This window comes from Microbulbifer sp. MLAF003 (assembly GCF_030012965.1).
In the GTDB taxonomy this organism is placed as follows: Bacteria; Pseudomonadota; Gammaproteobacteria; order Pseudomonadales; family Cellvibrionaceae; genus Microbulbifer; species Microbulbifer variabilis.
Window position 1 is genome coordinate 162,062 of the sequence record NZ_CP120232.1, and the last position, 11,570, is coordinate 173,631.

The following is an 11,570-nucleotide window of genomic DNA, read 5'->3' on the forward strand; positions in this document are numbered from 1 at the left end:
TCTGACCCAAAGGTATCGAGCCAGGTCAGGGGCATAATCCTCCTTTTTCTTCCACTGATGATGAACCACTTGGAAACCGGTACTCAATTTATGCATCACAGCACCAATATTTACCTGATAAGAATGGTTGAATCCCTCGGCTTGCTGGTTCGAAAGCGCCTGTGGATGCAGATCTTGGTAGCTATGGTTCTGGGATTGGGGGTGGGCCTACTGCTTTCCCCGGAAGGTGCAGCCCTGGTGAATCAGGATCTCAGTGTAGTGTTGGCCAGCTGGTTCAAGCTGCCCGGCGCACTATTCCTGAATATGATTCAGATGGTGGTTATTCCCCTGATTGTTTCATCTATCATCCTCGGGCTTTGTGGTAGCGGCAATGTGAGCCAGCTAAAGCGGGTGGGTTTACGCATTGCGCCCTATTTTATTGCCACAACCACAGTTGCCGTTATTATCGGCATTCTATTGGTCCAGTTGATTCAACCTGGAAACTATATTGATGAATCGTTGCTCACTGCAGCAACCGAACTACCCGGAACTACTGCTCCTCAGTTACTGGAACCAAAACCCCTGCCCGAGCGCATTGCCGAGCTGATACCAGCCAACCTGAACCAAAGCATTGCCATGCGTAATATGTTGCAGCTGGTGGTCTACGCCATCTTTACTGGCGTGGCTGTGATGCTGCTGCCACAGAAGCAGCGTGAGACGGCAGTTTACGCCTTTGGTATCGTCCAGGAGATTGCCCTGAAGATAGTCGGCTGGGCCATGTTATTTGCGCCCCTTGCCGTATTTGGTTTATTGGCGGATATCGCCATTCGTGTTGGCTTGACCGCAATTCTTGGGATGTCGGTCTATGTTGGCACGGTAATTCTAGGGTTGCTGATCCTATTGATGTTTTACCTGGTAATTGTCTCTCTGGTTTCCCCGGCCGGACCGCTGAGATTCCTTCAGCGTATTAGCGGTGTACAACTTCTCGCATTTTCTACTTCCAGTTCTGCGGCAGTGATGCCGTTATCTATGCGAACTGCGGAGAGCTCCCTTGGAGTGAAACCCTCAATCGCTAAATTTATTGTGCCGCTGGGCGCTACAGTGAATATGGACGGTACCGCACTCTATCAGGTAATAGCGGCAGTATTCCTGACCCAGGTATACGGAATTGATCTCAGCACTGCCCAATTGGTGGGGCTGACTGTAACTACCGTAGGTGCCTCCATCGGCTCGCCCAGTACGCCGGGTGTGGGCATTGTTATTCTCGCGACTATCCTCGCTGGGATTGGCGTACCTCCAGAGGGGATTGCCTTGATTATTGGTGTGGATAGGATTCTGGATATGTGCCGGACTGCGGTGAATGTCACTGGTGACCTGACTGCCTGCCTGGTTATGGATAAGCTTTTGGGTAGCGATAACCTGGAGGAAGTGACTACTCAGGTGGCTTGAGATACCTCATTAAATGGGGGGATTTATTCAGGTGTGAAGGGATTGGAGATTACAAAGCAGCAGGCAAAAAATTTACCTGCTGCTTAGTATGAAAGGGGCTCTTATTTTAAACAGGTTGGTGATGCTTTACCGAAGAAATTCCCCTGCCAAACGTTTGATCCGGTGCAGTCCGGATCAAAGTCATCCCTTAAATCATCACCAAAGTTATCAAATGCAAAATTCCCAATAATAAAGTTATTGATACTATCTACCCTGCTAACAACTATACCAGCTGGGTCAAGTGATCCTGCACCATTATTTGTTACAGTGTTTTGAATAACATAGTTGCCTGACCCACCCAGAAACTCAATACCATCATCTACATTGTCTGATACGTGATTTTGTGTAACCAAGGCAAACTGCTCCTCCAGCTCAATCCCATCACTGCCGTTATTAGTCAGGGTGTTTCCTATGATTGAGGCGTAATCCCCATCAACCTCAACACCATCCTGACCGCTTCCACTAATATGGTTGTAACTGACGTTTACATATTCACCGTCAATTTCGACACCCTCATCTCCAGCGCCTTCGATAGTATTGTGAACGATGGTGGTGTAATCACCATTTGCGTCTACTCCATCACCAATAATGGCCAACCCCTGACCGATAATCAGATTTTCATAAATGTTATTGAAATCGCTCTCGGCAAGTACGCCATCATCTTCGAAATCTGTAATCTCCATATCGAAAATACTGTGAGAGCCCGATCCTACTGCATGGATGCCATCGGGGCAGCTATTTATACTGCCACCGTGAATTGAGCCGGAAGCTCCCTCCATACGGACACCGGCCCATTCATCTTGATCGGCTGGGTTATAAGTACAATTCAGTTCAAAGCCATTCATAGAAAGGCTTCCGCCTGGGCCATTAATGGTAATAGCAACAGGGTGGTCCTCCGTGAGAGCACAAGTTAAATTTTCAGACAGAGTGGTGGGTTCGTTGATCACTGCGTAGCAATCAACAGCTAAGCTAACAGAAGGAAATGAAATAACTAGAATATAAATTAATAATGTAGAAATTGAATTTGAGAAAAGCTTTACCATTTTGAACTCCTTTGTATCCATGAAAAAATAAAGTGCTACTAAATGTAAAAAATCATAGGTTATTCTAGGTGTTAAAAATAATAGCAACTATGGTTGTGCAGAAACTTGGCGCTGAGAATGGCTATTCGAAACTATGTTATTAATAACGCCAGGCTGGCTTTAAATGTTGGGATATGTTTAGGTTTAAGGGAGTTATTTTTTAATAATTAAAGAAGACGAGGGAGTCGGTTAATGATAACCTGTCAATAGTGTTTTATAGGAGGCGTCCTTTAAATAATAATATGATATACTCAACGTTTTCTAATTGTTTAAAGGCAATGCCCACCATCAATAATAAGGTGTGAATTTCGCAAGCCAATTGAATCGCTAGAGGCCATAAATGCAATGGCGGGAACAATATCGTCCACATTAAGGGTTCGCCCTAGTGCTGTTGCCTCCATAGTTTTAATGAGTCCTGCAATTTCATTATCGTTCATGCCCGCCTTTTTTTGGATTTCTGTCATCGTGATGCTTGGACGAATGCTATTGATACGTATACCTCTATCCGCCAATTCAACATTCAGTACAGTTGCAAACCCCTCTATGGCTGCCTTACTGGCGCCATAGATTGAAGATTGTAAGAAAGCTTTATGAATAGCAATACTTGAAATCATTACAATGCTTGAGGGGTTTTTAGAACAGGAAGCAATTTTTGAATGGTGAAGAACTGTCCTTTCACATTGATGTTGAATGTTGAATCAAACAACTCTTCATCGCTTTCTTCAAATGTTCCTCGAAGGAATATTCCTGCATTTAATATTAGGGCATCGAGATAAATATTTTTACCTTTAAGTTGATTTGCCATCCTATGGATATGATCCATTTTCCCAATATTGCAAAGTATAGGGAGTAACATGTTGCCGTTAGGAGTATTCTTAGTAAGTTCCTTGTGAGTAAAATCTAATTTTTCTTTACTGCGCCCAGTAATAATGACGCGATAGCCATTGGTTAAAAAATGTCTGGCAGCGGCAAGTCCGATACCAGAAGTTGCACCAGTAACCAAGTATGTTTTATATTCTTCAGGCATGTATTAATACTCTGAAATTAATATTCCTTGGTGAAAGTAGACTAATTTTAAAAAATCAGTTGAGATATTAATTCTTGTTCGAGCATCGAAATATTTCCTGGTAGTGGGTGGGACAGTAATCTATTGACCTTTTTATACCGTTTCTTAAGATAAAATATCATTTTCTGTTAAGTGCATATCGTCTACTGCAGATTCAATGGGTTCATAGCAGTTGTGAGTGATTGGGCTCAGGCCATGAACACAACCCCAAAAAAGACTCAAAGCTTTTTGGACATCTGAATGCTTAGCGATTTCTATACACCCTTTTTGTATTTGATTAAAAGATATATCTTTGGGCAAGGCTATAGTGTTTATTGCCAATGGATCAGTGTGAATTTTTTCGCGGTCTACTTGAATTAATTTATCTTCAGCATCTGAAAAAGTTTTAGCTAAAATCTGTATTGCTGTGTCATGACCTGCCCCAATATCCGCTTCCCCTTGATAAACTGCCTTTGCGGCCAAATCGTGCCCTCCCGCGAAGATTGAATGCTTGAAGTGTAGAAATGGATGGATATTAAGTCTCTTGAGGTGGGCCGCTGGAATCAAAAAACTGGATGTAGAAAATCTATCTCCATAAGCAATTTTATACTTTCCTGGACTTTTCTTTAAGTCAGATAAGGATTTTATGCCGGTTTCCTTATTTACATAAATTTGAGAATAATAATAGGTATCGGTTTTCCCATTTACTGGACGGTATGCTGCACAGGCAGGAATTATATGATTATTCTTTTTATGAGCAAAAATATATTCAACAGGTTTCATCAGGGCAATTTGGGAGTGATCGTTGCAAATGTCATCATATTGCTCGGGAACAGTCATTCCGTCTCTTACATTTATGTGAACTTTTTCGGTTGTATTTTCTGACAGCCAAAGAGACAGTTTCTCAGCAAATAGTTTTATGGCGGTACGTATTTCCGAAGGAGTGATTCCCTGGGGGATATCATGGTAGTAAGTAAGATTTAAATTAGTCATAAAAACCCACTTAAAGTGCTGTATATCTGCTAAATATAGATGTTTTGTTTGTTTTGACTTGTTGTCTAAGCCTAATTAATTATTCGGCAGTCAAACCCACATCTAATAAATGTGCGTTGATCTTTGAGAAGAATAGTCTCTTTTTCCTCCAAAGTGGCTTTTCCGCTTGTCAGTCAGGTTATGCTGTATTGATATTATGCCTTTATATCAATTACTTTTACTGGTTCTAAAAAATTTTATGGTGTATTCTTGAGTATATCCAAGGTCTTGGTGTCGCATTTACCACCGTAGTATTTTTCCAATACTTTCATAAAAATACTGTTGCCCTCTTCGGCAATATAAAACAGGGTCATGGATGATTTTAGTTTTATATCATCTGGAGATCCAAAGATATCGTGAGCGCTGCGATCGTGGATATCGAGTAGTGCGTGACAGCAGGATTTCAGCCTCTGCCCAAGCGTGGGCTGGGCTAAATAAGCCTTTGCCTCCTTCAGATTCTTGATTCCATATTTTTGAGCCATGGAGCTGTGCCCAAGGCCGACAACTTGTGGAAATATGTACCACATCCAATGAGATCGCTTTTTTCCATTCTTTAACTCTAAAAGTGCATCTTCATAAGAGTGTTCTTGCGCTTTAATAAAACGCTCTAAATCAAAATTTTCTTTCACTTAAGTCATCCAGCACTGGTAAAGTCATGGTTGAATTCCAGAATAGCAAGGGTGGGGAAATGAATAATTCTGAAAGCTAGATGATTATTTTAGATCAGGGGGAAATATTTTACAATATATCTGAGAAGGCAATAAAAGCCCTCGTCGATGAGGGCTTTCTATCTTAATTATTTGGAAGCAGTGCTCGAATATCATCTGGCACGGGAATCGATTTTCCGGTTCTGTGGTCCACCCAGACGATTTTAGCTTCACCGGTGGTGTAAAGGTTGTCGGTATTATCTGCTTCTCTAATTTCGTAGTAGCTATTGAAGCTACTGCGCCCTGGAACACCACCATACATAGTTACAATAACTTTGGCGGGAAATACTAATGGTAAATGGAAGTTAGCTGTTGCATTTAGCAATACAGGACCATCACCAATATTCCCACCTACGCTATCAGATCGATTTATAGTTTCTAGCCAACTGCAGCGGCATTGTTCAAAGTAGGTGAAATATGTGGCGTTATTAATATGTCCTAATGCATCCATATCCCCCCAGCGTACAGCTAAGTTTTCCTGGTATAAAAGATTGCGGAGTGTTTCACTCATTTTTTTCACTTCATTCAACTTTCTAATGAAGATAAGTTTAACTGGCAATTTTTCATGTTGATAGCTTGATTGTTTATGTTTTTAAGACTTAGTGACTGTTAATACAAGTTACCATCAATGGTCGACTACGAGCCCTCTCGATTTACAGGCTTATTTTCTGCATTTTATGGTTCTACAGTGTTTTTCATTGTCAAAATTCAATGGCAGTGAGATATAGAAGTGACAATTTACCCATTAATTATGACATACAGGTAAGTTAGTGGCCTGGCACTAGGTGAGAAAAACAGAGGCGCTTTTGTGAGCAAGGTAATGGTTACAGAAAAGCCAAATTTTGAGGCTACAAGTTTGACCGCTAAATTTTATCAAATATCCTTGTATAGCTAGTTATTTTATAACAGGGCATAGACCTTCAGATATGATTAATTAATGATTATAAAATCAGAAAATAATTCGGGTGTAGTGTCAAGTTACTACGTTGAATAAGCTATTTTTACTGTTATATCTTTAGTTTATTATTTTGGAAATTCCTTTAGATTTATTTTATGGAGTGTCAGCCACAACTTATCAATACAAGAATATTGATTGCTAACGATACCTGTGACTCTGTGTCCGTAACTTGAAAGAATGCATAGGGTCTGAGTTGGTGGGCAGGTTTTTCCTTGCGATCATCTAAGAGGTGGTGCTTAGATATAGCGTAATCGAAACAGCCAGTAGGTTCTTACCCAATGCAGTAGTCTGATGATACCGGAGCACTGATACGAGCTTTTCATTCGGCATAAAAAAGCCCCATCCTTGCGGATGAGGCTTTTTAATATGGTGCCCGGAGGCGGAATCGAACCACCGACACGGGGATTTTCAATCCCCTGCTCTACCGACTGAGCTATCCGGGCTTTTGCGATCTTGCTGGGCTTCCCCTGCGTCGCGAGGCGCGTATTAAAGCCCTTCCCTGAGGCAGAGTCAACCCCTTGATTGTAAAAAGTTTTTCTTCTTTGCCGGGGGCTGTTTACAGGACCTTGTTACTGCTGTTCTGGGGGTACGTAACCATCGGCTGCGTCGTATTCTTCACCGCTCAGGAACTTCATCATCTGCTCGCTCAAATAGGCGCGGCTGGAAGGTTCCATCATGTTGAGGTGCTTCTCGTTGATCAGCATGGTTTGGTGTGACATCCATTCCTGCCAGGCTTTTTTGGAGACATGTTCGAAAATGTCCACGCCTTTGGGGCCGGGAAAAGGCGGTGCGTCCAGGCCTTCCAATTCCTCTTGGTACTTGCGGCAGAATACGGTTCTGGACATGGACTCCTCCTGGTTTTTAGTCGGCCGTCGTTGGGGCGAGCAGCGGCGCCTGCAGCGCCAGTAATTGTTTTGCCAGCTTTACGATCGGGGCGGGTAGCCCCAGTTCCTGGGCCGCGCGGGCGCGGTTTAGACGCCGCAGTTTATACCAGCCAGCGCCGTTCTCCGCTACCTGTGTGGTGACTTTGTCGAGCTGTACCCATACAGGGGAAATATCCAGGTGAAAATGGGTAAAGGTATGGCGCAGTGCCGGCAGCGTTTGTATTTCACTGGCGCGCCAGCGCTGTTGCCTGAGCCAGGCCTTGGCATCTTCTGCCTGGGGAGGGCACCATAGGCCGCCCCAGATTCCAGTAGCGGGGCGCTGCTCCAGATAAATCTCACCTTCGTACTCCAGCAGTAGCATTGTGGCACTACGCACCGGTTTTTCTTTGCGCGGCTTTCTGCCGGGGTAATCTTGAGGATTGCCCTGGGCGTGGGCCACGCAGGATTTTTTAGTGGGCAGTCGCTACAGCTGGGCTTGGAACGGGTGCACAGGGTAGCACCCAGGTCCATCATGACCTGGGTGTAGTCGTTGACACGCTTATTCGGGGTATAAATCTCGGCCATTTCCCACAGCTTGTTGGCTACCGCAGTCTGTCCCGGCCAGCCTGCCACGGCGTGAAAGCGGGCCAGTACCCGTTTTACGTTGCCATCCAGGATTGGTGCCCTGAGCCCCATGCTGATACTGGCGATAGCGCCGGCAGTGGAGCGGCCGATACCGCTCAGCTCGATGAGTGCTTCTACATCCTGTGGAAATTCCCCATCGTACTCTTGCAAAACTGTCTGCGCACATTTGTGCAAGTTGCGCGCGCGGGCGTAGTAACCGAGGCCGCTCCAGTGGGCCAGTACCTTATCCAGCGGCGCAACGGCGAGACTTTCCAGGGTGGGGAAGCTCCGCATAAAGCGCTCGAAATAGGGGACTACAGCGCTTACCTGGGTTTGTTGCAGCATGATCTCGGAAACCCATACGCGGTAGGGGTTGATATCCTGCTGCCAGGGCAGGTCCTTACGCCCGTGTTTATCGAACCACTTGAGAACGGCATTTTGGAACTGCTTTGGAGTCATGAAGGTACTGCGAGGTTGCTGGCGTGGGATATTGGGGCCGGAGTTGCGCACCGGGCGGGGCCCGGTGCGGCTATGATCAACGGCCGAAGAGATTTTTCAATTTTTCTTTCAGTTCGTCGACCTTTTCTTCCATCTTATTGCCATATTTTTTTCTGGCTCTGTATTTCAGCTCCTCGCGTATCAGGTCGCCCATGCAGCGGAAGGGCAGTGGGCGGTTGCCTCGGCACTAGTTTTTCACGGTGCAGTCATCAGACCTGAATGCCCTCTTCCACCACATAGAAATAGGCCACAAAACGATAATTGGTGGCAGCCAGGCCGTAGTTATGGTTTGCCGTTTCCAGCTGCTCGGGCAGAACCACAAAATTGGGGCCGTAGTTTCTTACCCCATGAGGACCCGGTTTGTGAGTCCAGATACCGGTTTTCGGGTCCCGCCGGTACCAGTGGTGATCGGTTGCGGACTTATACAGGGCAACGCAGTAGCAACCCTCTGAAAAAGGCGGTGGCTTGTTTGCTGGGGCGTTGGCCACATAGGCCATACCATCGCGCTTGGCTCCCTCAATCAGGCTGGCATCTTCCAAAGTTGCGACATAGCCGGCGTTGGAGCCGGGATTGGGCTTGCCCGAGTTTGGGGCCTCGCAGTTCGCAGCCCAGGCGTAGCAGTTAACGCGGTCATTACCCCACTCTATCTCATCAGGCTTGTGGTGCTTGGTAGCAGTGGCCAGCCTCGCGATTACCTGCTTGGAGTTATTGTCTTTCTCTCGGACCATTATTGGCATTTTGTTATTCCCTTTATCTGACCAATTGATTTCGTTGAGATCGGGCTGATATTGGGAAAAGAATGTGTAAACAGTAGGGAAGTTGAGGTGTGGTAGGAAAAAAATCTAAGCAGCCTGCAACAATGCTGCCCTCTGAGTGGAATCTTGAAACTAATTTGGAGTTGGAGGTAGTGAGAGCTTGAGTGGAGTGGGATAGTGGGACCGGAGTTGCGCACCGGGCGAGGCCCGGTGCGGCTCTGATCAACGGCCGAAGAGATTTTTCAATTTTTCTTTCAGCTCATCGACTTTTTCTTCTACCTTATCACCATATTTTTTCTTGGCTTTGTATTTCAGTTCCTCACGTACCAGGTCGTCGAGGCGGCGGCTGTCGGGTTTACAAGTGCCTGGGCCTACATCATCGAAGTCGCCCTTGCAGCGTAAAGGCAACGGGCGGTTCCGCCAGCGCTTGTTCCTCACTGTACAGCCGTCGGCGGAGGTGCTCTCGCCGACCAGGGCGAGGCCGAGAGCGAAGTCGAAGTCCTGTTTTTGTAAATCTATCTCGCCATCACCTGTCATGGCGATATTCTCGATTCCTGCAAGGATTTCGGTCACCTTCACTTCATCGCCTTTCACGGCGATAGTAGCGCGCACATCCTGCAGGCCAGTCTGTGCTGGCCAGTCTCTGTCTGGCAGAGGCGTGTTTTCCGCATAACTAAATAGCTGGCACATACTCTTTTCAAGGTTGAATGGGGCTATGGAGAGCTCCTTGCTGGAAATATTAACGGCTGCGACCAGGTTTTTTTGCAGATCTTCGGAGGTTTTTCCTTTAGTGCGACCATCCCAATTGACACTGGCTTCACCGGCTACCTGCACTTTCTCACTGGGGAACAGCGCTTTCTGTACCTTGCCGATATCCACATTGCTGAGGCCGCCACGTACCTGGCCTTCAGCCGTTTGGGCACGGGCGTTGAACTGCCCATTGCTATTGAGCTGTCCACCATAGATGTCTGCGCTGAGTTTTTGCAGTTGGTAGAGGCCGTTATCCACGGTGAGTTGTATTTCCGGACTGTCCAGTTGCAGGTCCGCTGCCAGTAGCTGGTCCAGGGTCACATTGATATTGGCATTAAAGCCGCGCAGTGCGCTGAGAGGCAGGGGCTCTGCAGGTACCGGCTGGGCTGATAACTGCTGTTCATTAGTTTTGTGCTTCTCTTCCGCCTGCAGCGGTTTTGCTGTTTCAGGTGCGGTTTGAGTGTGTGCAGTCTGTTCGTCTTGAGCCGTTACTTCGGAGGAGGGGACGGTTTCTCCCTTCTTTTCTTCCTTTTCTTTGGAAGGAGGCAGATAGCTATCCAAATTGAAAGCGCCGCCGCGCAGGCTCAGATCCAGCCCAGGCATCTCCGCGTTGCGCAGCTGGGCATTGCCGCTGAAGGTCGTGTTGTCGAGCTGCAGTTGCAGTGGAGTCAGATCGAGTTTCTGCTCAGTGCCTTCGAGGCTGGCTTCAATGTTCAGCTTCTGTAATACAGCGCTATCGCGAGTAATCACTTCGGTGCCGGTCAGCTCAAGCCAGGGGCGCAGGGGGTCGGCACTGGCATTTAGATTCATCTGTATGCGCCAGGGCTGGTTGTTGTTGTCACGACGTACGTAACCGCGCAAGTGAATCGTGGCTTTGGCACTGTTATCGGCAGTAAAGGTCAGCTGTAGGGGTTGTAGGCGCAGGCCGTTGAGGCCTTCATCCAGGGCCAGGGTGCTGTCTAATGTCAGATTGAGGGGGTGACGCAGGTCACTGCCGCTTATGCTGGCATCGGCACGCAGTTGCCCAGGTTCGCCGCCTGGCACCAGGTTGTCGGCTATCACGCGCAGGTCTTCGACCTTGTAGGCTTTTCCGGTGCGGGCGTCACTGTAAGATATCAGGCCATTTTCAATACGCAGCTTGTCCAGGCTAAGCTGCACTTGTTGCTCGGCGGGCTCTTCTGTCTCCCTGGGGATTTCCAGTTTGGGAGGTTGCTTGCTCTGGGCCTCCAGGGCTTCACTGATCAGCTCCCAGTTACCGCGCCCTTCCTTGTCAACGGTGAGTTCAATCTGTGGCGCCAGCAGTACGATCTCTTGAGCCTGCACGCGGCGCTGTAGCAGTGGCCTGAGGGCGACACCTATGGCGATTTTATCGGCGCGCACCAGGGTTTCTTTGGGCAGCTGTAGCGGTGCCAGTGCCACATCGCGCAGCTGCAGGCCAACCTGTGGCCACAACTGCCAGCCGATATCACCTTCCAATTGCAGGGAGATCCCCTGCTTGGCGGCGAGCTTTTCCAGCTGTGGTTTGTACTGGTTTACGTCGAGGCCGGCCAGCAGCCAGGCGACAGCACCGGCGAGCAGCAGGAAAACGACCAATAGAGCGATAAAAGTGCGCTTGATCCAGGCCATGGAGTGGATTGTCCCTGTTTATTCCGTAGAAGGTTTGTCGTGCAGATACACATCAGACGCCGCGGTGCGACTCGATGTTCCCGCACACTTCTATAAAGAGGTTATGCGGGAAGTGTAGGAGATGCAGCCCCGCGGAGCTGGGCGCGCCGCGGGGCTCATTGAA

General features: G+C 47.3%; 8 protein-coding genes, 1 tRNA gene and 2 pseudogenes. 1 reads left to right on the forward strand and 10 read right to left on the reverse strand.

The annotated features are described in order from the left end of the window. The first annotated feature begins 90 nt into the window (after window positions 1-90). On the forward strand, window positions 91-1,428 hold the full coding sequence (locus P3339_RS00765; RefSeq protein ID WP_051089520.1) for a dicarboxylate/amino acid:cation symporter: 1,338 nt from the start codon (window positions 91-93) through the stop codon (window positions 1,426-1,428). Window positions 1,429-1,529: 101 nt separating this feature from the next. Here the strand turns inward: P3339_RS00765 and P3339_RS00770 are convergent, their stop codons facing one another. The 10 genes and pseudogenes from P3339_RS00770 to P3339_RS00815 form a co-directional block, all read right to left on the reverse strand. After that, entirely contained in the window at window positions 1,530-2,510 is a 981-nt protein-coding gene (locus tag P3339_RS00770) for a right-handed parallel beta-helix repeat-containing protein (RefSeq protein WP_282952125.1), read from the reverse strand. A gap of 308 nt (window positions 2,511-2,818) precedes the next feature. Beyond that, a pseudogene (locus P3339_RS00775) lies at window positions 2,819-3,576 on the reverse strand (SDR family NAD(P)-dependent oxidoreductase). Window positions 3,577-3,720: 144 nt separating this feature from the next. Beyond that, the gene (locus tag P3339_RS00780) at window positions 3,721-4,587 is read right to left on the reverse strand and encodes a PhnD/SsuA/transferrin family substrate-binding protein (protein ID WP_282952126.1); all 867 of its coding nucleotides are present in this window, start codon (window positions 4,585-4,587) and stop codon (window positions 3,721-3,723) included. A 236-nt stretch (window positions 4,588-4,823) separates the two neighbouring features. Continuing rightward, window positions 4,824-5,255 carry a DUF1810 domain-containing protein gene (locus P3339_RS00785; protein ID WP_282952127.1) on the reverse strand — a complete coding sequence of 144 codons (432 nt, stop codon included), beginning with the start codon at window positions 5,253-5,255 and terminating at the stop codon, window positions 4,824-4,826. Window positions 5,256-5,418: 163 nt separating this feature from the next. After that, window positions 5,419-5,844, reverse strand: coding sequence for an acyl-CoA thioesterase (locus tag P3339_RS00790; protein WP_282952128.1), 426 nt, complete (start codon window positions 5,842-5,844; stop codon window positions 5,419-5,421). Between the two features lie 814 nt (window positions 5,845-6,658). Next, window positions 6,659-6,734, reverse strand: a tRNA-Phe gene (locus tag P3339_RS00795). A 126-nt stretch (window positions 6,735-6,860) separates the two neighbouring features. Beyond that, window positions 6,861-7,136, reverse strand: coding sequence for an oxidative damage protection protein (locus tag P3339_RS00800; RefSeq protein ID WP_152455703.1), 276 nt, complete (start codon window positions 7,134-7,136; stop codon window positions 6,861-6,863). Between the two features lie 16 nt (window positions 7,137-7,152). Then, window positions 7,153-8,237, reverse strand: a pseudogene (mutY, locus tag P3339_RS00805) (A/G-specific adenine glycosylase). Window positions 8,238-8,485: 248 nt separating this feature from the next. Continuing rightward, window positions 8,486-9,013, reverse strand: a complete 528-nt coding sequence (locus tag P3339_RS00810) for a hypothetical protein (RefSeq protein ID WP_282952129.1) — start codon at window positions 9,011-9,013, stop codon at window positions 8,486-8,488. Window positions 9,014-9,253: 240 nt separating this feature from the next. After that, complete coding sequence (locus tag P3339_RS00815; RefSeq protein WP_282952130.1) at window positions 9,254-11,407, reverse strand: AsmA family protein; 2,154 nt, start codon at window positions 11,405-11,407, stop codon at window positions 9,254-9,256. Between the last annotated feature and the right edge of the window lie 163 nt (window positions 11,408-11,570).

Coding starts and splice junctions, on each gene's coding strand:
- P3339_RS00765 (WP_051089520.1), top strand. CDS start 91: ATGCATCACAGCACCAATATTTACCTGATAAGAATGGTTGAATCCCTC.
- P3339_RS00770 (WP_282952125.1), bottom strand. CDS start 2,510: ATGGTAAAGCTTTTCTCAAATTCAATTTCTACATTATTAATTTATATT.
- P3339_RS00780 (WP_282952126.1), bottom strand. CDS start 4,587: ATGACTAATTTAAATCTTACTTACTACCATGATATCCCCCAGGGAATC.
- P3339_RS00790 (WP_282952128.1), bottom strand. CDS start 5,844: ATGAGTGAAACACTCCGCAATCTTTTATACCAGGAAAACTTAGCTGTA.
- P3339_RS00800 (WP_152455703.1), bottom strand. CDS start 7,136: ATGTCCAGAACCGTATTCTGCCGCAAGTACCAAGAGGAATTGGAAGGC.
- P3339_RS00810 (WP_282952129.1), bottom strand. CDS start 9,013: ATGCCAATAATGGTCCGAGAGAAAGACAATAACTCCAAGCAGGTAATC.
- P3339_RS00815 (WP_282952130.1), bottom strand. CDS start 11,407: ATGGCCTGGATCAAGCGCACTTTTATCGCTCTATTGGTCGTTTTCCTG.